The 21,721-nt window shown below is 58.7% G+C and carries 24 protein-coding genes and 6 pseudogenes; 25 read left to right on the top strand and 5 right to left on the bottom strand.

Features of this window, described 5'->3' with window-relative positions; all coding sequences use genetic code 11:
- Nucleotides 1–74: 74 nt before the first annotated feature.
- Nucleotides 75–1,502 (bottom strand): annotated as a pseudogene (clcA, locus tag SGP1_RS04465) (H(+)/Cl(-) exchange transporter ClcA).
- Between the two features lie 119 nt (nucleotides 1,503–1,621).
- Here clcA and hemL point away from each other — a divergent pair.
- On the top strand, nucleotides 1,622–2,902 hold the full coding sequence (hemL, locus tag SGP1_RS04460) for a glutamate-1-semialdehyde 2,1-aminomutase (RefSeq protein ID WP_011410473.1): 1,281 nt from the start codon (nucleotides 1,622–1,624) through the stop codon (nucleotides 2,900–2,902).
- 68 nt (nucleotides 2,903–2,970) lie between these two features.
- Here the strand turns inward: hemL and SGP1_RS36100 are convergent.
- A pseudogene (locus SGP1_RS36100) lies at nucleotides 2,971–3,276 on the bottom strand (iron chelate uptake ABC transporter family permease subunit); the annotation flags it as partial.
- Nucleotides 3,277–3,322: 46 nt separating this feature from the next.
- A complete protein-coding gene (locus tag SGP1_RS04450) occupies nucleotides 3,323–3,505 on the bottom strand; it encodes a hypothetical protein (protein WP_041866631.1) in 183 nt (60 codons plus the stop codon).
- A gap of 22 nt (nucleotides 3,506–3,527) precedes the next feature.
- Between SGP1_RS04450 and SGP1_RS31900 the strand changes: the two genes are divergently transcribed.
- The 21 genes and pseudogenes from SGP1_RS31900 (at nucleotide 3,528) to SGP1_RS31850 (ending at nucleotide 14,289) form a co-directional block, all read left to right on the top strand.
- Complete coding sequence (locus SGP1_RS31900) at nucleotides 3,528–3,785, top strand: hypothetical protein (RefSeq protein ID WP_050747406.1); 258 nt, start codon at nucleotides 3,528–3,530, stop codon at nucleotides 3,783–3,785.
- Nucleotides 3,786–3,836: 51 nt separating this feature from the next.
- Complete coding sequence (locus SGP1_RS31895) at nucleotides 3,837–4,013, top strand: hypothetical protein (RefSeq protein ID WP_166506412.1); 177 nt, start codon at nucleotides 3,837–3,839, stop codon at nucleotides 4,011–4,013.
- Nucleotides 4,014–4,439: 426 nt separating this feature from the next.
- A complete protein-coding gene (locus SGP1_RS32655) occupies nucleotides 4,440–5,006 on the top strand; it encodes an IS110 family transposase (protein ID WP_243466145.1) in 567 nt (188 codons plus the stop codon).
- Nucleotides 4,972–5,403 carry an IS110 family transposase gene (locus SGP1_RS32650; protein ID WP_243466165.1) on the top strand — a complete coding sequence of 144 codons (432 nt, stop codon included), beginning with the start codon at nucleotides 4,972–4,974 and terminating at the stop codon, nucleotides 5,401–5,403. Before SGP1_RS32655 ends, SGP1_RS32650 begins: the two co-directional genes overlap by 35 nt.
- Nucleotides 5,404–5,421: 18 nt before the next feature.
- Nucleotides 5,422–5,574: a hypothetical protein gene (locus SGP1_RS30595; RefSeq protein ID WP_158302327.1), complete on the top strand. Its 153-nt coding sequence runs from the start codon at nucleotides 5,422–5,424 to the stop codon at nucleotides 5,572–5,574.
- Between the two features lie 137 nt (nucleotides 5,575–5,711).
- Complete coding sequence (locus SGP1_RS04435) at nucleotides 5,712–6,266, top strand: enoyl-CoA hydratase/isomerase family protein (protein ID WP_198408773.1); 555 nt, start codon at nucleotides 5,712–5,714, stop codon at nucleotides 6,264–6,266.
- 62 nt (nucleotides 6,267–6,328) lie between these two features.
- On the top strand, nucleotides 6,329–6,466 hold the full coding sequence (locus SGP1_RS31890; protein ID WP_198408772.1) for a hypothetical protein: 138 nt from the start codon (nucleotides 6,329–6,331) through the stop codon (nucleotides 6,464–6,466).
- A 164-nt stretch (nucleotides 6,467–6,630) separates the two neighbouring features.
- Complete coding sequence (locus SGP1_RS04430) at nucleotides 6,631–7,626, top strand: MFS transporter (RefSeq protein WP_070108730.1); 996 nt, start codon at nucleotides 6,631–6,633, stop codon at nucleotides 7,624–7,626.
- Complete coding sequence (locus SGP1_RS31130; RefSeq protein WP_148203365.1) at nucleotides 7,535–7,972, top strand: MHS family MFS transporter; 438 nt, start codon at nucleotides 7,535–7,537, stop codon at nucleotides 7,970–7,972. Before SGP1_RS04430 ends, SGP1_RS31130 begins: the two co-directional genes overlap by 92 nt.
- A gap of 109 nt (nucleotides 7,973–8,081) precedes the next feature.
- Nucleotides 8,082–8,726 carry a CoA-transferase gene (locus SGP1_RS31885; protein ID WP_198408771.1) on the top strand — a complete coding sequence of 215 codons (645 nt, stop codon included), beginning with the start codon at nucleotides 8,082–8,084 and terminating at the stop codon, nucleotides 8,724–8,726.
- Nucleotides 8,642–9,664, top strand: a complete 1,023-nt coding sequence (locus tag SGP1_RS31880) for a hypothetical protein (protein ID WP_198408770.1) — start codon at nucleotides 8,642–8,644, stop codon at nucleotides 9,662–9,664. Before SGP1_RS31885 ends, SGP1_RS31880 begins: the two co-directional genes overlap by 85 nt.
- Complete coding sequence (locus tag SGP1_RS31875) at nucleotides 9,661–9,819, top strand: hypothetical protein (protein WP_198408769.1); 159 nt, start codon at nucleotides 9,661–9,663, stop codon at nucleotides 9,817–9,819. Before SGP1_RS31880 ends, SGP1_RS31875 begins: the two co-directional genes overlap by 4 nt.
- Nucleotides 9,820–9,941: 122 nt before the next feature.
- Nucleotides 9,942–10,406 carry a hypothetical protein gene (locus tag SGP1_RS31870; RefSeq protein ID WP_011410470.1) on the top strand — a complete coding sequence of 155 codons (465 nt, stop codon included), beginning with the start codon at nucleotides 9,942–9,944 and terminating at the stop codon, nucleotides 10,404–10,406.
- A 104-nt stretch (nucleotides 10,407–10,510) separates the two neighbouring features.
- Nucleotides 10,511–10,888 (top strand): sugar phosphate isomerase/epimerase family protein, encoded by a 378-nt coding sequence (locus SGP1_RS04415; RefSeq protein WP_050747404.1) that lies wholly within the window; start codon nucleotides 10,511–10,513, stop codon nucleotides 10,886–10,888.
- Nucleotides 10,875–11,435, top strand: a complete 561-nt coding sequence (locus SGP1_RS31865) for a hypothetical protein (RefSeq protein ID WP_198408768.1) — start codon at nucleotides 10,875–10,877, stop codon at nucleotides 11,433–11,435. The genes SGP1_RS04415 and SGP1_RS31865 overlap by 14 nt, the downstream gene beginning before the upstream one ends.
- Entirely contained in the window at nucleotides 11,432–12,070 is a 639-nt protein-coding gene (locus SGP1_RS31860) for a hypothetical protein (protein WP_198408767.1), read from the top strand. Before SGP1_RS31865 ends, SGP1_RS31860 begins: the two co-directional genes overlap by 4 nt.
- Before the next feature lie 6 nt (nucleotides 12,071–12,076).
- Entirely contained in the window at nucleotides 12,077–12,259 is a 183-nt protein-coding gene (locus SGP1_RS31855; protein ID WP_198408766.1) for a hypothetical protein, read from the top strand.
- Nucleotides 12,260–12,313: 54 nt separating this feature from the next.
- Nucleotides 12,314–12,902 (top strand): annotated as a pseudogene (locus SGP1_RS04405) (SDR family oxidoreductase).
- Nucleotides 12,903–12,940: 38 nt separating this feature from the next.
- A complete protein-coding gene (locus SGP1_RS04400; protein WP_011410469.1) occupies nucleotides 12,941–13,420 on the top strand; it encodes a MaoC family dehydratase in 480 nt (159 codons plus the stop codon).
- Between the two features lie 200 nt (nucleotides 13,421–13,620).
- Complete coding sequence (locus tag SGP1_RS04395) at nucleotides 13,621–14,100, top strand: TetR/AcrR family transcriptional regulator (protein WP_011410468.1); 480 nt, start codon at nucleotides 13,621–13,623, stop codon at nucleotides 14,098–14,100.
- The gene (locus SGP1_RS31850; protein ID WP_083764666.1) at nucleotides 14,101–14,289 is read left to right on the top strand and encodes a hypothetical protein; all 189 of its coding nucleotides are present in this window, start codon (nucleotides 14,101–14,103) and stop codon (nucleotides 14,287–14,289) included. It abuts the gene before it with no gap.
- Between the two features lie 134 nt (nucleotides 14,290–14,423).
- Here the strand turns inward: SGP1_RS31850 and mrcB are convergent.
- Together mrcB and hrpB are read right to left on the bottom strand one after the other, a co-directional pair.
- A pseudogene (mrcB, locus tag SGP1_RS04390) lies at nucleotides 14,424–16,898 on the bottom strand (bifunctional glycosyl transferase/transpeptidase).
- Nucleotides 16,899–16,988: 90 nt separating this feature from the next.
- A pseudogene (gene hrpB, locus SGP1_RS04385) lies at nucleotides 16,989–19,006 on the bottom strand (ATP-dependent helicase HrpB).
- Nucleotides 19,007–19,381: 375 nt separating this feature from the next.
- Here hrpB and sfsA point away from each other — a divergent pair.
- The 3 genes and pseudogenes from sfsA to gluQRS all read left to right on the top strand — a co-directional run bounded on the left by sfsA (nucleotide 19,382) and on the right by gluQRS (nucleotide 21,670).
- Nucleotides 19,382–20,089: a DNA/RNA nuclease SfsA gene (sfsA, locus tag SGP1_RS04380; RefSeq protein WP_011410466.1), complete on the top strand. Its 708-nt coding sequence runs from the start codon at nucleotides 19,382–19,384 to the stop codon at nucleotides 20,087–20,089.
- 193 nt (nucleotides 20,090–20,282) lie between these two features.
- On the top strand, nucleotides 20,283–20,738 hold the full coding sequence (gene dksA / locus SGP1_RS04375; protein ID WP_011410465.1) for an RNA polymerase-binding protein DksA: 456 nt from the start codon (nucleotides 20,283–20,285) through the stop codon (nucleotides 20,736–20,738).
- A gap of 82 nt (nucleotides 20,739–20,820) precedes the next feature.
- A pseudogene (gene gluQRS, locus SGP1_RS04370) lies at nucleotides 20,821–21,670 on the top strand (tRNA glutamyl-Q(34) synthetase GluQRS).
- The last annotated feature ends 51 nt before the right edge of the window (nucleotides 21,671–21,721 follow it).

Genomic DNA, 21,721 nt, shown 5'->3' with positions numbered 1-21,721 from the left:
TCCCGGGCCATCGTCGGGCTGAAGGCACGTCAACCCGATCGCTAGGGCTATTATCCGTTAGGCATCGTTTACGTTCAAGTATTGCGCATCGGGGAAATCGCGTTTGCCTCAACGTGCGCTTGCCGAGCATCCTTTTCCTGCCCTAGGCGCTGCAAGGTGCGCGCCAACAAGGAGGAATAAAGCGGCTTGCTCCCCCAGGAACTGCGCCAACAGCGTCACGCCCAGACAGGTGATAATCATCAGCAGAATAAGTTGATAGCTATCGATCATCTCCAGCACCAGCACAATACCGGTCAGGGGTGCCCGTACCGAGGCGGCGAACAGCTCCCCCATGCCGGCGATGGCAAAAGTGCCCGCCTGCAGGCCGTCCTGGGGAAATAACATCATTGCGCCCACGCCGAAAGCCATACCCAGCAGGGTGCCTAACGCAGCATTGGCGCGAAAATGCCTCTTGGCGCTCCTGAACAAAAGCACAAAAGTGTGGTAAGCATGCGCGCGAGAAAGATGAATATCAGCATGCCGAACGTATAGTGTCCGGCTGCGGCGAGCGGGATCAGGCTGAAACCACCGCTGGCGGCAAACGGACCCACCAGTACCAAAATGCCGCAGCCGCCCCCCAGCAGACCGCCAATGGCGATGATCTTGCGCCAATCGCCGCCGTGCAGGCGTTGAAAAACGTCCTGTACGCGAAAAATCAGGGCGTTAAACAGAACGAACGCCCACCGCGCCAAAAAGGGCGCCTAACAGCAAATAGAGCCACAAGGTATTGACCGGCGCGAAGGCCAGTTTCCCTACCGCGATGACCGCCCGTTCGCCATTGAACAGGCGAAACACGATACTGGCCATTAATGACGCCGATAAATACCGCTTTAATCGAAATCAAATTGTAACGGAACTGCGGCCTCATCTCTTCGATGATAAACAGAATCCCTGCTAACGGCGCATTAAAGACCGCGGTCAATCCGGCGGCAGCGCCGGTCGCCAGTAGAGTGTGGCGCGCTTCCGCACCGCGCAACCTACACACATCCAGCACCATACGGCCAAGATTGTCCCCCAACTGCACCGTAGGGCCTTCACGCCCCAAAACCATCCCGGCGCCAAGCGTGCCCATGCCGCCGATAAATTTCACCGGGATGACCCGCTACCAGCGTACCGGCCGCAGTTCTTCCAGCGTGTCTTCGATTTCCGGGATGCCGGAACCGCCGGCTTCCGGGGCGTAGCGGCGCCAGAAAATAGCCGATCATCGCCAGCAGCGCCGAGAGCACGAACGCCGCCGGCATCAGCAGCCAGGCATGCTGCGGCAATACCGCCAGCGCAGCGAGACGGGCCTGTACGCCATTGACCGCTTTCTCGAACAACACGCCTACCAGCGTTCCCACCAACGCGGCCATTAACAAGATCAGCACCGGCGTTTTATCGCGGTAAAGCAGCCGGCGGATCATACGTCGGCGCGCCTGCCGCTCCTGCAGCACCCACGTATAAGAAGGATTGGATTTATTCATAACACACGTAGTTTGACACTGCTCTTTGATGTTAAATGCCAGGCGCGGTGATTTCACAATGGCCGCCAGTTGATTACACTACAGGGGTCAGGTTAATTTTGCCATTCAGGAGTCGATTGATGAGTCATTCCGCAAGTTTGTACGCCGAGGCGCAGCAGCTGATCCCCGGCGGGGTCAATTCACCGGTGCGTGCATTCAACGGCGTTGGTGGCACGCCGCTGTTTATCGCCAGCGCCGACGGCGCCCGTTTGACCGACGCCGACGGCAATAGCTATATCGACTATGTTGGCTCGTGGGGCCCTATGGTGCTGGGCCATAATCACCCGGCGATTCGCCAGGCGGTGCTGGACGCCGTGCAGCGCGGTCTGAGTTTTGGCGCTCCTACGGAAATCGAGGTGAAAATGGCGCGGCTGCTGACCGAGCTGGTGCCCTCTATCGAGAGTGTGCGCATGGTCAACTCCGGCACCGAAGCCACCATGAGCACCATCCGGTTGGCGCGCGGCTATACCGGCCGCGACAGGGTAATCAAATTTGAAGGCTGCTATCACGGCCACGCGGACGGACTGCTGGTCAAGGCCGGATCCGGGGCGCTCACTCTGGGGCAACCCAGTTCTCCCGGCGTCCCGGCGGATTATGCCAAATATACCCTCACCTGCAGCTATAACGACCTGCAATCGGTGCGCGAGGCGTTTACGCTGTACCCGCGCGAGATCGCCTGTGTCATCGTTGAACCGGTGGCGGGGAATATGAACTGCGTCCCGCCGCTGCCGGAATTTTTGCCCGGCCTACGCGCGCTGTGCGACGAGTTCGGCGCACTGTTGATTATCGATGAGGTGATGACCGGTTTCCGTGTCGAGCTGGGCGGGGCCCAGGCTTATTATGATGTGAAACCAGATTTGACCTGCCTGGGCAAGATCATCGGCGGCGGCATGCCGGTTGGCGCCTTCGGCGGCCGCCGTGAGGTGATGGCGGCGCTGGCGCCGACGGGGCCGGTCTATCAGGCAGGTACCCTGTCGGGCAATCCGGTCGCCATTGCGGCGGGCTACGCCTGCCTGCGCGAGGTCGCCCGGCCGGGCGTACATCAGCAGCTAACGCAGCAGACCGAACGTCTGGCGCAGGGGCTGCTGGCGGCAGCGGAAGCGGCGGGCGTGCCTCTGGTGGTCAACCGCGTCGGCGGTATGTTCGGCCTGTTCTTTACCGAGTCGCCGACGGTGACCTGCTTCCAGGACGTCCAAGCGTGTGACGTGGATCGTTTTAAACGGTTCTTCCATCTGATGCTGGCGGCGGGGGTTTATCTGGCGCCGTCGGCGTTTGAAGCCGGCTTCATGTCCCTGGCGCACGGCGATGCCGAAATTCGCCACACGGTGGAGGCCGCGGCACAGAGTTTTGCCCAGCTGTGAACTGTCTGTCGCCAGGCTTGTGCTTGCGCGGCTTTTCCCGACAGTGGCCCCTATGCCATGCAGCCCCGTCAGGCGCGGTTTGCTCCCGGCCCCGCCTGACGGTGGTGGCCGAACAGCGTACCGCGTCGCCCGTTTCTTTTCTTCCGGCGACGCAGCGAAGGGGTCGCCCACACCGTCCCACAGTACGCGGGGCTGCGGACGGCGGGGATTTGGTTCGGAAACATCACCATACGACCGCACCAGTCGGCGAACATCATCAAGATGCCCCCTACCGCCGAGGCCATCAGCCCCTGCGCCAGCGGTTTGTGGAAGCCCAGCATGCGCACCATATGCGGGGCCATTAGCCCGATAAAGCTCAGCGGTCCCACCGTTAGCGTGACGCCGGCGCGTCTCTACCCGGCGTTAACAGCCCACCCGGCCTCAGGGTTTAAGCAGACGAAGGGTGGTGTCGACATTAAACGCGAAACGCGCCTCGAGAGCGTCGGCGGAAACAAAGTTCTGACCATAGATGACTTCGAGAGTATAGCGATTGTTGAGATAATAATAGCCGACTGACGCCATCGTAATATAAAGATGCCCCGGGTCGACGCCCGTACTGGCCACGGCTCTGGTTCCCTGGTTAGCAGTGAGTTTCGGCTGGCAAAGCGCTTTTTTGCTGACCGGTATCCCCGGCTTCATCTGGTTTGCCTTTTGGTACGTCATGTATCATGCGCCGCAGCAGCATCCGCGCGTCACCCCGCAGGAATTAAGCGTGATCTGCCACGACAAAGAGACTGACCAGGAACAGGATAGCGGGCACGCCGTCGGTTGGTTCTCGCTGTTTAAACACCGCGCCACCTGGTCTATTTTGGTGGGCAAAGGCATGACCGATCCTATCTGGTGATTTCTACTGTTCTGGCTACCGTCTTACTTCAACAGCCGCTTCAATCTAGATTTGCAGAACCTCGGTCTGCCGCTGATCATTGTCTATATTTTCACCTCCATCGGCAACGTGCTGGGCGGGGCGGCAGCGTCAAAATTGATCGCGCGCGGCTGGTCCGTCAGCCGCGCCCGCCAAACAACCATGCTAGGGCTTGCCATGCTGGTGATGCCAATGATGGCGGCGCCGTGAATAGAGAATGTGTGGGTCATCGTCGGCTTACTGAGATTGACCGTGGCGGCGCATCAAGGCTGGTCGGCCAATATGTTTACTCTGGCCTCCGATATGTTTCCCAAACGGGTCGTGGCTTCGGTCGTGGGCATCGGCGGCATGGCGAGCGGCGTGACCTCCGCGCTGTTTCCGTTTGTGGTGGGCGCTGTGCTCGATCACTTCAACCTTATATCTCGATCATTGTACTCAGGGTATTATGCTCCCCGACTGATCATCGGGAAGTCGTGGGTGAGATGGAACCCTCCCTCGGGCTTAGAGCCTGTCCAATAGATTCATCCCCCACGACTTATCTCCCGCCTTCAAGACTGGACGGTATCCTGTGCCTGGAGCACGTATCTATAAGGAAGGTCATGGCGGTTTCCTGATTCACCCAGAAGGAGATAGCACGTGCAAATTCTCACCCCTGTCGGCATTGATGTTGCTTCCCAGAAATTTGACGTTGCAGTCTGGAAAGGTAAAGCAGCCTACAAATCCAAAGCCTTTTCTAACACGCCTAAGGGTTTCGATGCGCTGAAAAAATGGCTTGAGCCGTTCGGTGACTGCCATATATGCATGGAAGCAACAGGTGCTTACAGTGAGCCATTGTCTACTTTCCTGGCTGATGCAGGTTACGCTGTAAGCGTGGAAAATCCAGCACGCATAAAATCATTCGGCTGCAGTGAACTGAGTCGTAACAAGACAGATAAAGGCGATGCACGCATGATCGCGCGTTATTGTAAGCTGCATGCTCCCGTGTTGTGGCAACCGTTGCCGCTGAATGAAAGAAAGCTGAAAGCGTTGGTCAACCGGCTAATAAATCTGCAGGAAATGAAGCAGATGGAAGAAAATCGCCTGGAAACAGCCCCCCTCGTTAGTACAGGTTTCCATCTGCGCGGTCATCGCTGCGCTGGATACCCAAATAGCAGAGATAAAACAGGCGATGGACAATCATATAGGCAACGATCCAAGTCTTAAGCAAAACAGGGAACTGTTGGAATCGATCCCTGGGATAGCTGGCGTGTTGAGTAGCATGATATTGGGCTATTTTGGTGATATGTCACGGTTCGATAGCAGCAAAGCTGTCGTGGCTTGGGCTGGTCTGAATCCGATGTTGCAGGAGTCTGGGCTGTGGAAAGGTAAAAGTCGGATATCAAAGGTGGGCAACGCCATGATACGTAAAGCCCTGTATATGCCGGCCCTGACGGCAATGCGCTATAACCCAGCAATAATAGCGCTGAAAGAGCATATGAATGCACGTAATAAATCAGGGAAAGTTGTCGTGTGTGCGGCAATGAAGAAACTATTGCAACAAGCTTACGGAGTGCTGAAATCAGGACAGGTGTTCGATGCTGGAATATGTCTTGCAAGATAACTGGCAAGACGGTATCTATTGGGCAAAATCGGTCTCGGTTATAACCTGTTGTTTATCCTTTGCGGCATCACCTATATCGCGGCATGGCTCTGCATGCGGTTTATTTACCCGTCGCAAGATAAAGTGTCCCTGGCGCAGACCGCCGTTCAGAACACCCACACTACCACGTGAACAAATTAATTCCATGGTAAGAATGCAATGACGTAACGACCAAATTATAAAACTGTTATGTTGATCACCATTTACTAGTAAATAAATATAACTAGTAATGCGCTACCCTGCGCTTCATAGGACTATAAGGACACATTATGAGCGACCAAATCGCTTTATACCGACACGGGGCCGTTGCCGAAGTGGTGATCAACCGGCCGGAGAAAATGAACGCCATGACGCCGGAAATGAGTGAAGCTCTGGCGTCGTTATTCGCCCGGCTCGACAACGACGACGCGGTCCACGTCATCTTGCTGCGGGGAGAAGGCGAACGGGCATTCAGCGCCGGCAGCGATTTACAGACGCTGTCAAGCTATCGCTCGGCCATGGAGTTTCGCCATCGTACCGATTACGGCACCACCGTGCGCCGTGCGCGCAAGCCGGTAGTGACCGCCGCGCTGAAAGGCTGGGTGCTTGGCGGCGGCCTGGAAATGATGCTGGCGGCGGATATCCGCGTAGCGGGCCAAAGCGCCAAATTTGGCCCGCCTGAAGTCGTGCGCGGCTGGGTGGGCGGCGGCGGAGCCTCGCAGTTGCTGCCGCGGCTGGTGGGGTATGGTCAGGCGATGCGTTTACTGTTAAGCGGTGACACCATCGACGCGCAAGAGGCCTGGCTTCTAGGCTTGGTGGAATACCTGGTGGCTATAATGACGTAAACGACACCGCCCTGACCTTATGCCAGCGGCTGGCAGAGCATGACCCGCTGGCGGTGCAGGCCGTGAAAAGCGCCGTTCGCGCCTCGTTATCGATGCCGCTGGAAGCTGGCATGCAATATAAAAATGAATTAACCACTCTCTGTTTTGCCACGGGCAATTACCAACAAGGAGCGGCGACATTCAGCCAACAACGATCGTGACAAACACGGCGCAGCCTGGCGCTTCCCTCCGGGGAATATTTCGCCACCCGTTATAACGGTTTTTCGCCGGCCACCCTGCGGCAGCGATGGCCCCCTGAGGCAAAGCATTCTTCTTATTATGCTGTGAGGAAGAACATCTCGTCTTGTATGCAGGAGAACGTTCGATGAACCCGATATCGCAACAACCCGTCAGTATCGATAAAAATGTCAAACGCGCAATCTTTGCGTCGACGCTGGGCACCATCATAGAGTGGTATGACTACGGACTGTATGCCGCGGCCTCCGGGCTGATTATCAATAAACTGTTCTTTCCGCAACTGAGCCAACTGGGCGGTATGCTGGAAGCGTTTGCCACCTTCGCCATCGGATTTATTATTCGCCCGGTGGGGGGGATAGTGATTTCCCATATCGGCGATAAATTTGGCCGCAAACCGGAGCTCATCCTGCCGACATGGCACAGTATCGGCATCTGGGCGCCGATACTCCTTATCTTCCTGCGCATTCTGCAGGGTTTCGGCGCCGGCGCCGAACTGGCAGGCGCCATTACCCTGGTCGTGGAATACACCCCGGTCAAACGGCGCGGCTTTTTTACCGTTATCCCCAATACAGCCACCAATTTTGGCGTATTAATCGCGACCGTAACGTTTTTGTTCTTTTCTTGGCTGCCGGAGGAAACGTTATTAGGCTGGGTATGGCGTATCTCTTTCCAGCTGTCGGTATTGCTGTTCGTTATTGCGCTTTATATCCGCGCCAAGCTGGACGAAACGCCGGAATATGTAAACGCCATAGATAAAGCGCAGCGTGAGCGCCAGCAGCAAAAAGCGCCGATTCGTCAACTGTTCAAAGAAAGTCCCCGCGAGCTGCTCTGTGGCTTCTTTGCCATGGGGGGCCATCAGGCGCTGACCTATGTCCTCAATACTTTTGCGCTGAGTTATATGATTAATACCCTCGGTATGTCGAAAACCGACGATCTGATGGTGTTGATCATCGCATTTACCTTCACGCTTATCTGCGGGCCGATTGGCGGTTGGCTGGCCGACCGGTATGGCAGCACCAAGATATTTATCTGTGGCGCGCTGTTTTTTTGTCTACCCCCTGTTTTATCTGGTCGATACCAAAAATACTTTATTAGCGGCGCTGGGCGTAAGCGCCATCTATGACATCAGTTGGGGCTGCACCGGCGGCGCACAAGGCGCTTTTCTCTCTAATTTATTTCCCACCCGTTATCGGTTCTCCGGCATTGCCATGTGTCGAGAATTATCCGGCGCCCTTATCGGCGGGCCAACGCCTTTTATCGCCACAGCGCTGGTGGCGTTAGGGGGCGGCAGACCGACGTGGGTCATGGTGTATTTGGGCGCGTTTTGTTTGTTTACCGTCATTGCCGTGGCGCTGGGAAAGCACTTATCCCACCACGATGAAGACCGCACGCCGTTATTGCAGCAGAAAAGTAACGCCGAGCCTGCGTCCTCACTTTCAACCGCGGCGTTAATGCCGCGGCCGAAATAGCGCAGTGGATTGGCAGCAAATTGCAATGTGGTGTTAATGCGATGCAGGGCATGGCCTGTTTACCCGCGCCTTTGGGTAGCCAGGGTTGATTATTCACGAATGGAGAAAAATGATGCGGATTGTATCGGCTGATGACGCGGTTTCATTACTGCGCGATGGATATACCCTCATGATCGAAGGATCGGGAGGGGGACATGCGGTACCCGAAGCGCTGCTTGAAGCTGTGGAACGGCGTTTTCAGCAGCAGGGCTCTCCCCAACGCTTAACCGTGCTTAATCCGGTGGGGCTTGGGGATTGCGGCCAGCGCGGCGCCTCACGGCTGGCGCATACGAGCCTGCTGAAACGCGTAGTCTGCGGCACTCTGGTCGATTCTCCTGCCCTGGCGCAGCTGGCGCTGGCGAATGAGATCGAAGCCTGGACGCTGCCTCAGGGCGTATTGTCGCAGTTGACCCGAGAAATGGCCGCCGGCAGGCCCGGTTTGATAAGTCATGTCGGGCTGCATACTTTTGTGGATCCGCGCCTCGGCGGCGGCCGCCAGAGCGAGCGTTGCCATGAGGAATTGGTCAGTCTGATTGAAATTGCCGGCCGTGAATGGCTGTACTACAAACCTTTTCACGTCGATGTTGCTTTTTTGCACGCACCACGGCGGACGAAGACGGCAATATCACCATGGAGCAAGAGGCCATCTTCGGCGACATGCTGTCAATGGCACAGGCAACCAAACGCTGCGGCGGTCTGGTCATCGTTCAGGTGAAACGCCTCGCCCGCCGCGGCACGCTGCCGGCCAAGAATGTCAAGATACCGGCGATGCTGGTGGATCTGGTGGTAGTAGACGCACAGCAGGCCGTGACCTATCAAAGTCCGAACGATCCGGCGTTTACCGGCGAGTTCCGCATTCCGCTTAACGATTTTCCATTACTGCCGCTCGATGAACGCAAAATCGTGGTGCGCCGCTTCGCCATGGAACTGTTGCCCGGCGCCGTATGCAATGTGGGATCCGGCATTTGCACCGGCATCGGTCTGGTGAGCGCGGAAGAGGACGTGCTGGATTCTATTGTGTTCACCAACGGGAAGGGCTTATCAGCGGCGCCCCTGCCGCCGGGCTGGATGCCGGCGCCGTGCGCAATTACAGCGCGCTGGTGGACCAGCCCTATCAGTTTGATTTTTACGATGGCGGCGGGATTGATATCGCCTTTCTTTCCGCGGCCGAAATCGACGCCGGCGGCAGAGTCAATATCAGCCGCTTCGCCAACAAACTCATCGGCGTCGGCGGTTTTATCAACATCAGTCAAAACGCCAAAAAAATGGTATTCGGCGGCACATTTACCGCCGGCGGCCTGCACCGGGGGGCAATTACATATCGAACAAGAGGGCGCCCACCGCAAGTTCGTCGCCGCCCTGCAGCAGATTTCCTACAGCGGCCCCTACGCAGCCAGCGGTGTCAGACGGTGCTGTTCGTCACCGAGCGCGCCGTGTTCCGCGTGGTCGACGGCGCACTGGACGCCCGGTATCGATCTAGAACGCGACGTTTTGCAACAGATGGCCTTTCGGCCGCGCATTGCCGCTGATCTCAAATCGATGGACGCCAGACTGTTTTTGCCGCAGCCCATGGGCCTGCATGAAGAGATGGCGGCGAAAACGCGCGCACGGCATCCGCGTCTCGCTCAACTTGCGCCGCAGGTACCGCTATGACGTCGTTAACGATTGACGGCAGTACGCGGCTGTACGGCATTGTGTGCGATCCCATCGCGCAGGTGAAAACGCCTGAGTTGATGAATGCGTTCTTCCAGCAAAACGGCATCAACGCGGTCTACGTGCCTCTACAGGTGGTCGCCGCTACCTTTTAGTCCAGCCTGCGCGGCATCATGGCCTTGGGTAATGTCGCGGGTCTGGTGATAACCATGCCCCATAAGGTGCGCGCCTGCGCGCGGCGGATACGCTTTCCGCGCAGGCGCAGCGGGTCGGCGCCGTGAATGTCCTTCGACGCGACGCGCAAGGTGGGTGGCAGGGCGATATGTTTGATGGCGCGGGGCTGGTCGCCAGCTTGCAGGCGGAGGGCTTCATGCTACGCGGACAGCATGTCAAACAGCTCGGCAGCAGCGGTGCCGCGGTGGCCTTATTGGGGGCCGGCGTGGCCTCTTTGACGCTGTGCGATCCCAATGGCGAAGTGGCACAGGCGCTGGTAGACCGTATCAACGCCTATTATCCTAACGAGCCTACCCGCGTTAGCACCGCACCTGCTGACCTGCATGGGATCGATTCTGCTTATCAATTGCTCCCCCGTCGGGATGAAACCCGGCGAGGACCTCCCTGCGCCCTTTACCGCGTTCAGTCCGGCGCTACAGGTGGTGGATATCATTATGCATCCTCCCGAGACGCCGCTTATCGCACGCGCGTCAAGCGGGCTGCCGGGCGACTAACGGCAGGCCGATGATTGAAGGTCAGCTGGCGGCGTTCCTAACCTTCTTCGGTCTGCACGCTAAGGAGTCGCCATGCCGCCATTGACAGCGCAGCAGATATCGCTCAATACCGCCACCCTTGGCGCTGGCGCTTTGCGAGCGTCTGGGCCCGGAGGTAGGTATTGCCGCCGACGTTTATCACACTTGGTGGGATCCCGACGTCATCCCGCAATTACCGCGTGCGTGCCGGACGCAACGGTTGCTGGCGTTTCATCTCAGCGATTGGCTGGTACCCACCCAACACCTGCTGACCGATCGCGGCATGATGGGCGATGACGTCATCGATCTGCCGCTGCTATGCCAAAGCGTGGCCGACGCCGGCTATCGCGGCCTGTATGAAGTGGAAATCTTCTCCGCCGACAATTGGTGGCGGCAGACGATCGATGTGACGTTAAGCACCCTCCTGCAACGATTGCCCATGCTAGACAGCAAAGAGGACCCCAATGAAAATCGATGACTCTCTGACCCCCGCCCGTTTGTTGCCCGCCATTGAACGCATGTGGGCGCTTTCGGCTCATAAAATCAGCGCGCTCGACGCCAGTTTCGATCGCGCCCGGGGAGCGCCGGTGCATACCGTTGCCGGACGCTATCAGCCCAAAGGCTGGACGGATTGGACTCAAGGGTTTGAATACGGCAGCGCTCTGTTGCAGTTCGATGCCACCGGCGAACGGCATTTTCTGGATACGGCGCTGACGCTCATCCGCGACGACATGCCGCAGCATATCACCCATTTTGGCGTGCACGACCACGGCTTTAATCAGGTCAGCACCTACGGCAATCTGCTGCGCCTGGTGGCCGAGGGCAAACTACCGGCCGAGCCGGGTTGCCTGGACTATTACCGCCTGGCCATCCGTTGTTCGGGCGCGGTGCAGGCCTATCGCTGGACCGCGCTCGGCGCCGGTGAAGGATTTATCCACTCCTTTAACGGAGCGCACTCCCTGTTTATTGACACGCTGCGTACCCTACGGGTGTTGCTGTTGGGCACGACCTGGGACAAGTCATGAAAATCGAGGGGGATGAGGGGCCGTCTCGCTTCTGGATCGCGCCGTGGCGCATTCTCTCACCAGCGCGCGCTATTGCATTTTCTATGGCGAAGGGCGGGATATTTACGATATCCGCGGCCACACGGCGCACGAAGCCCTCTTTAACTCGCGCAACGGCGCTTTTCGTTGCGTGGACCCAGCAAGGCTATTCCGGCTTCTCTACCTGGACCCGCGGGCTGAGCTGGGCGATATGCAGCTTCGCGGAACTGCTGGAGTATCTGCAAGCGCTGCCCGCCGACAAATGGCACGCCTCTCAGGACAGAGCCAGTACCGTGGCGACGCTGGAAAAAGCCGCCGCCGCCGTGTGCGATTTCTATCTGGCGTTCACCACCCTTGATGGCATCCCCTACTGGGACACCGGCGCCCCCGGTCTTGCGACCCTAGACGCGCCCTACGAGCGCTACCCGGATCCGGCCAACGCCGTCGAACCCGTCGACAGCTCCGCGGCGGCGATTGCGGCGCAGGGGCTACTGCGATTCGGCGCCTGGCTCGGCGCCAATCAACGCGCCGGTGCGCAACGCTATCGCCAGGCGGGATTAACAGTGCTGCAAACGCTGTTGGACGACCGGTATCTCAGCCTGGCGCCGCAGCACTAGGGATTATTGCTGCACAGTCAATACCATCGACCCAACGGCTGGGATTATGTCCCCGCAGGCCACCAGAACCCGTTCGGCGAAGCCATCCAGTGGGGGGACTATCATCTGCGCGAGCTGGCGCTCTATGTCGAGCGTTTGGCGGATAACGGCCCCTACCTAACCTTTTTCAGCACCCTAGGAGACGCCTGATGCAGCCGCATTACCCGACCGCCACCGCAATTATTACCGGCAGCGGTGGCAGTGATGCGCCAACGCGCGCCGACGGGCCACGCCGCCGTGCTGGATAGCATCGAGCAGCAGTTGGGACCGATCGCCGTACTGGTTTCCAACGCCGGCATCGCGCCGCCTGAGCAGCTTGATGTGCTGGACACCCCAGCGGCGAACTTCGACGCAGTGCTGAACACCAACTTGCGCGGCGTTTTTCCTCGCCCAGGCGGTGGCCAAGCGCATGCTGATCCGAACAGCTGCAGAGGGCGAGCGCAGCATCGTTTTTATTTCCTCTTGCTCCGCGCAAATGGCATCGGTGAACCAGCTGGAGTATTGCATTGCCAAAGCGGGACTCGCCATGGTGGCGCAGGGAATGGCAGCGCGCCTGGCCGCAGATGGCATCGAGGTGTTTGAAGTCCATCCGGGCATTATCCGGACCGATATGACCGCCGGCGTAAACGAAAAATATGACCGATTGATCGGTGACGGTCTGGTGCCGGCACAACGCTGGGGCCGCGGGGACGATATCGCCGCGGCCGTCGCCATGCTTATCAAACGCGAGGTGTTTTTCGCCACCGGCTCGGTTATCCATGCCGACGGGAGTTTAACGCTGCAACGCTTATAACTCTGTGCAACGCTCAAGGCGGACGCTAAGGAGATGCTATGTCACAATCCGCTACCGTTCCCCCCACGGGACGGCGGTTACCGGCCGGCGAATATGGTTATGCCGATTTGCACTCGGGCGATCATTATGACACCCAAGCGATCACCCTGACGGAGTCGCATATTGTGGCTTTTGCAGGCATTACCGGCGATTTTTTTGATGTGCATATGGACGATACTTTCGCCCGGGAGCAGGGATTTCCGGGACGTATCGCCCATGGTTTATTGGGGCTGGCGCTTCTCGAGGGCTTGAAGACCCGCTCGGCCGTGCGATTGAGCGGCATCGCAACCCTGGGCTGGAACTGGACATTCTGCGCGCCGCTGCTGCCCGGCGATCGCATTTACGCCGAGATTACCGTGGTGAGCAAACGTCCGACCAAACGTGCCGACAGGGGCATTGTCACCTTTGGCCTGCGGATGATCAATCAGCATCAGGCTATCGTGCAACAGGGCGAGACCCTGTTGATGATGCGGCAATAATCCCGTCTAGTGCCGCCGGACGCGACGTCTTCATCCTGAAGCGCCGCCAGACTTCTGTTGCGCAAATTGCTGCTCCGTGTTTTGCTATCCCCCTGAAAAATGCTAAATATTCTGCCCACCTTCTCCGTTTAATTATATCGTGCAGAAAACGCCATCTCTTGTTGCAAGGCGCAGTGGCATTAGCTAGCCTCGAGAGGATTATGCCAAAACCAGAATACAGCCAGTGCCTGACAACCAGCAGCTCAATGCAGGAAAAGATCAAAGACATTACGCACAACTTGCTGATTGCCCATGGTTACCATAAAACCACCTTTGGCGTTATCGCTAAAGCCTTACAGATCACGACCACCAATATTCATTATCACTTCGGCAATAAAAATCATCTGGTGGAAATCGTAGTGCGGGAATATGTGGCCGAAGCCAAGAAAAATCACAGTATTATTTGGCTGGATACCACCACGCTGGAACAAAAGGTGGCCCAGGTGGTAGCGTACAATTATCGGCTATACCGCAAATATAATCCTGATGATAAAGGGAGGCATCCCTGGAGTTTAATAGGCCGATTGCTTCTTGAAAGCGATGTTCTGAGCGATGCCGCCTACCGTTCTCTTGCGTCGTTCACGCAGACCATGTATGACGTGATTAGCCAGGCGGTGGAGTATGCCTGGCAGCAGGGATAGTTGAAGACCGATACGCCGCGGCAGGACCTGGTGTTTCTGCTGACCAATCTGGTGGACAGCTCATCGGTATTTGCCCAGGATGCGGGAAGTTTTGCTCACCTGGAGCAATTCTTCACCACCTTCTCCCGGGTGGTGCTGTCGGTCTATACCCTCGAGCCGCACGGCAGCGACGCTAAACGTCCAGAATGAGGCCAGCGCCGGCGGCGGGCTTGCCGGACAACGCCGCTGTTAACCTGCCCGCTGCCCGACGGCGCGCCGCCCGTATTCGATCGCTATTTACCGAACATTTCCCGAATCCAATTCGCGACACCGTTACTGTCTTTTTATTCATCCTGCGACGGCGGATTTTGCTGCGGCTGTCCCGCCGGCGCGGCGGCGTCAGGCTGCTATTGCACCTGCGTCTGGGCCGGCTGGCACAGCGACTGTGGGTCGTCGGTCCACACCGGCAATGTGCGCATCGCGCTGCCGCTGTTGCAGACAAAATTCCCCGCGTAATCGATGGACATCTGACTGATACCCTCCGGCGGCGTCAAGTTCAGCGTCAACGGCGCCTGGTTTTCCAGATAACGGCGATACAGCGTCAATGCGCCGTTGGCGCCGGTCAATTTGGCAGGCCCGTTATTATCGCGACCGACCCAGGCGATAGAGACCTCTTTGCCGTCAATACCGGCGAACCAGCTATCGCGCAAATCGTTGGTGGTCCCGGTTTTCGCCGCCAGATGTGAAGACGGAAATTTCATCGACAGCGAGCGCGATGTCCCTCGCACCACAACCTGCTGCATCGCATACAGCGTCAGATACGCCGCCTGAGCGGGCACGACCCGCTCTGCCTGCGGGAAGCTTTGGTACAGCACGGCACCGTCTTCCCCTATCACCGATCGCACCGCTGACAGTGTGGCATGGTTACCGCCGCTGGCGATGGTCTGGAATTCCTGCGCCACTTCCATTGGCGTCAGGCTTATAGCGCCAAGCAACATCGACGGCACCGGGTTTAGTACCAAAGAGGGGATGCCCAGCTTCACCAGGGTCGCGGTAATACGATCAAGCCCCACCGACAGACCGAGGTTGACCGTCGGCACGTTAAGCGAGTTGGTCAAGGCATCCACTAACATGACCTTGCCGCGGAATTGCCGATCGTAGTTTTTGGGCGACCACAGGCTGCCGTTCGGCTGCTTAAGGGTAATCGGTTCATCGGCTATCCAGGTGTTGAGCCGATATTTATCCGGCTCGCTCAGGGCGGTCAGATAGGTGGCCGGTTTCGCCAGCGATCCCACCGAACGCCGCGCCTGCATAGCGCGATTGAATCCGGCAAACTGCGGCTCCGCGCCGCCTACCATCGCGCGCACTTCGCCGCTTAATCGATCGACCACCACCATCGCGGCCTCCAGATCCTTCACGCCACGGCCGGCGCGCAGGGCGGGGATGCCGACTTCAACCGCTTTTTCCGCCGCATCCTGCGACAGCGGGTCCAGCGTGGTGAAAATCTTGACGCCGGACAGATCATTAATTTTATCGCCCAGATTGCTTTGCAGCTCTTCGCGCACCATCTGCATGAAGGCCGGCTGGGGCGTCAATACCCCGCCGCGCGGCTGTACCCCCAGTGGGCGGGCGCTCAGCATATTATACAGCTCACCGTCGATAACCTGTTGGTTCTCCAACAGCTTCAGCACCAGATTGCGCCGTTCCAGCGCCAGTTTGGGATTGCGCCAGGGATTATACAGAGACGCCCCTTTCACCATCCCCACCAGCATCGCCTGCTGATCCAGACTAAGCTCATCCACCGGCCGACCGAAATAATACAGGCTGGCCAACGGAAAGCCGCGGATTTGATCGCTACCGCTCTGGCCGAGATACACCTCGTTCAGATACAACTCCAGGATGCGATCCTTGCTGTAGCGATAGTCGACGATCAGCGCCATATAAGCTTCATTGGCCTTACGCCACAGCGAGCGTTCATTGGTCAAAAACAGGTTTTTCACCAACTGCTGTGTCAGCGTGCTTCCTCCCTGCACCGCGCGTCCGGCAGTGATATTGGCCAGAAAAGCGCGGCCGATAGAGGAGAGACTGATACCATCATGCTGGTAGAAATGCCGGTCCTCGGTGGCAATCAGGGTATCCACCAGCAGGTCCGGAAAACCGGCGCGCGGCACGAACAGCCGCTGCTCACCCTTCGGCGATTGCAACATGGTAATCAGCCGCGGGTCGAGGCGGAAGAAACCAAAATTGCGCCCGGTGTCCTGATTCTTGATTTCCAGCAGCTGGTTTTTGGCAAAGGTCATGCAGGCGTGGATCTGGCCCTCCTTGCCGTCCGGGAAATCGAACGGCCGGCGCAGCAGCTCGATGCTGTTGCCGCGTACGGTGAATTCGCCCGGCCGGGTAATACGCGATACCTCGCGGTACTGCATGCCTTCCAGCAGCGTCGCCATGTCGCTGCGGCTGTAGGACATGCCAGGCTCCAGGTTCACCATGCGACCATAGACCGCCGCCGGGAGTTGCCAGACTTTGCCATCAATGCGGTGACGAACCTGAGCATCCAAATACACGCCATAGATCGCGATAACAACTACCAGCAGCAGCAAGATGCTAATAAGCCAGCTCAGCAGCCGGCGTTTTTTCCGCGGCGCGCCTCCCCTTCCCTTACGTGGCGGCATCAGGTACTCCTCTTCGTCTTCGTCATCATCCTGCCAACGGTCATCATAATCATCATCCCGCCTGCGGCGCGGTGCGGCCTTACGCGGGGCCTTGCGGCCTGACGGTCGTCCATGACGTCCGATAGGTTCACGGTCATCCCCAGACATCGTTTATTACTCTCCCAACTGCCGACGGCTAAACCGTCTACTTTGTTCCTACCCCGGCCGGGCCGAAAGCGGAAACCTCTGAATTTCCCGTTATTGCGGCTTACGGGTGCGCCGGGTGGGCAACGCCTGTGCCGGATCGTCCGGCCAGGGGTATTTTGGATAGCGCCCTTTCATCTTTTTTTGCACCTCGCGATAGGCGCCGCGCCAAAAAGCCGCCAAATCACGGGTGATCTGCAACGGCCGGTGGGCGGGCGACAGCAGCTCCAGGACGACCGCCACGCGCGGCGTCTGCTGCTCGCCGAACATCTCCTGCATGCGTACCGCCAGCACCGGCGGCTCGCCTTGCTGATAACGCAGCAGCAGCAGCGCCTCGACGAGATTGACGCGCGCATCGCGTACGCCGGACAGCGATGGTAGCAGCCAGAGGGGCAATGCGGCGAGTAATGCGTCATCATCAACCGCCGGCCAGCCGCTTTCCGGCAGCCATTCGGCTACGCACAGCAGGCGCCCCAAGCGTTCGCGCTGTACGACCCGCAGGCTACCTTTGTCCTGATCCCATTGCATGGCGGTGGTGCGACTGAACCAGGCGGGCCGGGGGCTATCAGCCACTCCTGTGCGCTCAACGCGTCGTCCGGCGCCAGCGCTGCCCCGGCGCCGCTGGCAAGCTGGTAGCGTCCATCGGCGTCGTAGCAGCGGGCGATGCGATCGCGAAAGCCCCAGGCCAGCAGCAAAGGGGCCAGATCGAGGTCCGGCCGTCCCTCGCCGCCTCCGCGTCGACTACGCAGTTGACGTGCGCGCGCCGTCCAGTGCGGCAACGGGCGGTGGAAATGGTCACGGATATCCGGCGAGCCGCTCTTGGGCGGCTCCTCGATCATGGCCGCCAGCAGCGCGGCGGTGGCGACGGCATCGGCCTCTTCGCCGGCGTGGTACAGCATCGCCCCCAGGCGCGGATCGCAGCCGTAGCCGGCCATGGCGCGGCCGGCAGGCGTCAGGTTCTGGCGGGCGTCGATGGCCCCCAACCGGGTCAGCGTATCAACCGCCGCCAGCGCCGGCGGGGCGTCCAGCCAGGTCAGCTGCCCGCTCTCGCGCACGCCCCATTGCAGCAGCTCCAGCCAGAATGGGGCCAAATCGGCGTAGGTGATTTCCGGCGCGTAATGATCCGGCGCACTCGCCCCCTGCTCCTGACTAAACAGATGTAGGCACACGCCCGCAGACAGCCGCCCGGCCCGGCCCGCGCGCTACGCCATCGACGCCTGACTGATGCGCCGGGTAAGCAGACGCGACAGCCCGCTGCGCGGTTCGAACTGCTCCACCCGCTCCAGACCGCTGTCCACCACCAGGCGGATGCCCTCGATGGTCAGGCTGGTTTCGGCGATATTGGTGGCCCGCACCACTTTGCGACGGCCCGCAAGGGCGGGATGGATTGCGCGCTGTTGGGCCTCCAGAGGCAGCGCGCCGTACAGCGGGCACAGCATGACGTCCGCTGCAACCCGCTCGCCGAGCAGCCCCTGCACCCGGTTGATTTCCGCCACGCCGGGCAGAAACAGCAGCAGCGAACCGGGCTGTTGCCGCAGGAGTTGCTGCACCGCGCCGGCGATCGCCTCCTCCGGTCGCGTCTGGGCCGGCAGCGCCTGATAGCGCCGTTCCACCGGATAGCTGCGTCCTTCAGAGCGAATCACCGGCGCCTCAGGCAACAGTTGACTCAGCCGACGGTCATCCAGGGTCGCGGACATGATCAGCCCCACCAGATCGTCACGCAGGCCGCGCTGCACATCCAGCAATAACGCCAGCGCCAGATCCGCCTGCAGGCTGAGCTCGTAAAATTCATCCAGGATCACTAGCGAGACGCAGTCGAGCGTCGTGTCCTGCTGCAGTTGACGGGTCAAAATGCCCTCGGTGACCACCTCCAGCCGGGTCGCCGGACCGCAGCGGCTCTCATTGCGCATCCGGTAGCCGACCGTCTGACCCAGACGCTCGCCCAACTGCTCCGTCAGCGGCAGCCAGGTAGATTTGCCAGCGCCGGTTGGCGCATGCAACATGACCTGCGCGGCTCTTTGCAAGGCGGCGAACACTTCATCAACCACGGCACTGACCGGTAATAACGCCACAACGTCTCCGCGAAAAGGTTAACATTCCAGGGCAGGCATTGTAGCATCGCTGCATCCTGGAACAATGATCGGTTCCGCCCCTGACGGCGTCAGGGGCGCCGCCTCTTGATGAAGAACCCGTTTATGCCTGCACCTCACACCCGCCGTCCCGTCGAAGCCTCTAGCGCGCCGCGCAGGAGCGGGCGCTCATCGCGGCAGCGGGTCGTCTGCGGCAGGCGACCAAACCGGTAGCGCTTCCGCCGGATACGCCGGGCTGGACAAACCACGTAAGCCGATTCAGTCTCTAGCTATCGGCGTTTGACAACGGTCGCGTGCGCTATACGCTGGTGCAGAACTGGCCCCTCCACCGCGATGCTCCACATTAAGGAAGGCCTTATGCTATTCGAGCCTGCTCTCAAACCCGCCCGACTGATACAACGTTATAAACGTTTTCTTGCCGATGTCGTCACCCCTGACGGCGAAGCATTAACCCTTCACTGCCCCAATACCGGCGCCATGACCGGCTGTGCTACCCCTGGCGATACCGTATGGTATTCCGCCTCGGATAACCGCAAACGACGTTATCCCCATAGTTGGGAACTAACTGAGACCGCCAGCGGTCAATGGATAGGTGTTAATACGCTGCACGCCAATACCCTGGTGGGGGAGGCGCTACGCGCTGGAACGATTCCAGAGCTGGCCGGATATGCGCATCTTCGCGGCGAAGTGCGATATGGCGCAGAGAACAGCAGGATAGATTGGTTATTATCGGCAGAAGGTCGCGCGGACTGCTATATTGAGGTGAAATCCGTGACGTTATTGCAACACCAGTCGGGTTATTTCCCGGATGCGGTCACGCTGCGCGGACAAAAACATTTACGAGAATTACAGGCAATGGCGGAAATGGGGTATCGTGCGGTGCTGTTTTTCGCCGTGCTGCATTCGGGTATCGACCGGGTGTCGCCAGCCCGCCACATTGACCCACACTATGCCGATCTGGTATTACAGGCTCAGCAGTATGGCGTAGAAGTCCTGTGCTATGGTTGTCAGTTATCCCGGCACGGCATGCGTATCCACACTCCGCTGCCGATAATTATTTCATAGGGCGGTTATCGGCAAAATGGCGTAAAATGCGTCAGTTTTCCAAAGTTTACCGTCGCGCTAAATACGCCTTTCCTGACACCCCTGTCAAGTAGGCGTTATGAATATTGCCAACCTTAACGTCATCTGCTATTTATAGCGGCCTGTTTTTCCCCCACGTTGGGGATCGCTAGTGCGTGTTAGAAGGAGAAGCACCATGCAAGAAGGGCAAAACCGTAAGACATCCTCCTTGAGCATTCTCGCCATCGCCGGGGTGGAACCATACCAGCAAAAGCCTGGTGAAGAGTACATGAATGAAGCCCAGCTTCTGCATTTCAAGCGCATTTTAGAAGCGTGGCGTAATCAGCTCAGAGATGAAGTCGGGCGTACCGTCTCACATATGCAGGACGAGGCCGCCAACTTCCCCGATCCGGTAGACCGTGCCGCACGGGAAGAAGAGTTCAGCCTTGAGCTGCGCAACCGTGACCGGGAGCGTAAACTTATCAAGAAAATCGAGAAAACCCTCAAGAAAGTAGAAGAAAATGATTTCGGCTTCTGCGAATCCTGTGGCGTGGAAATCGGTATTCGTCGCCTGGAAGCGCGGCCGACCGCCGATTTGTGCATTGACTGCAAAACCCTGGCTGAAATTCGCGAAAAGCAGATGGCAGGGTAAGAGTGAGCCCAGTTTACTGCGGTGTCGTTGACGGAAATTCATGACATCGCGGTAGCTGCTCGGTTACTCCTTCATCACCATCATGCCAGCCTCAGTTTCCTACATCGGACGTTTCGCTCCGTCGCCTTCCGGCGCGCTTCATTTTGGTTCTCTCGCCGCCGCCCTCGGCAGCTATTTGCAGGCGCGCGCATGTCGCGGCCAGTGGCGGGTGCGCATCGAAGATATCGACCCTCCACGGGAAGTCCACGGCGCCGCCGATACCCTGCTGCGCCAGTTACGCCATTATGGCCTGCACTGGGACGGTCCGGTCATGTATCAGTCGCAGCGGCATGAGGCGTATTTGGCCGCGCTGGTGACGCTGCACTGGCGCGGCCTCAGTTATTATTGCGACTGCACCCGCAGCCGTATCCAGAGCCTGGGCGGTCTCTACGACGGCCATTGCCGCGATCAACACCTGAGCGCCGCAGGGGCGGCTATCCGCCTGCGGCAAACCGCGCCGGTGTTTCATTTTCACGATAAATTGCGTGGCCGAATCGATGCCAGCCCGGTGCTGGCGCAGGAAGATTTTATCATCCGCCGCCGCGACGGGCTGTTCGCCTATAATCTGGCGGTGGTGGTGGTGGATGCCGCTACGGGCGTCACGGAGGTCGTGCGTGGCGCCGATCTCATCGCCCCAATTAGCGTTCTATCGTCAATTAGGTTATAAAGAACCTGACTATATTCATCTGTCGCCGTCAGGGCTGAAATTATCGAAATAAAATCACGCTCCGGCGCTGCCGATGAGCGACCCCCGACCGCTGCTGACGCAGGCGTTACAGTTGTTAAATCAGCTGCTACCGCCGCAGTGGCGCGCTATGCGCCTTGAGTGTATGTTAAACTGGGCGGTGGACCACTGGCAGCTTGATGCCGTGCCGTCCACGCCCGCCCCGTAAGGGACAAAACACCCACCCATTCTCAAACTTAGCGGGGTGAGCTATTATTAG

Source organism: Sodalis glossinidius str. 'morsitans', from assembly GCF_000010085.1.
GTDB classification, from domain to species: Bacteria; Pseudomonadota; Gammaproteobacteria; order Enterobacterales; family Enterobacteriaceae; genus Sodalis; species Sodalis glossinidius.
The sequence above is the reverse complement of the archived record's forward strand: the minus strand, read 5'-3'. Positions and strand labels throughout refer to the sequence as shown.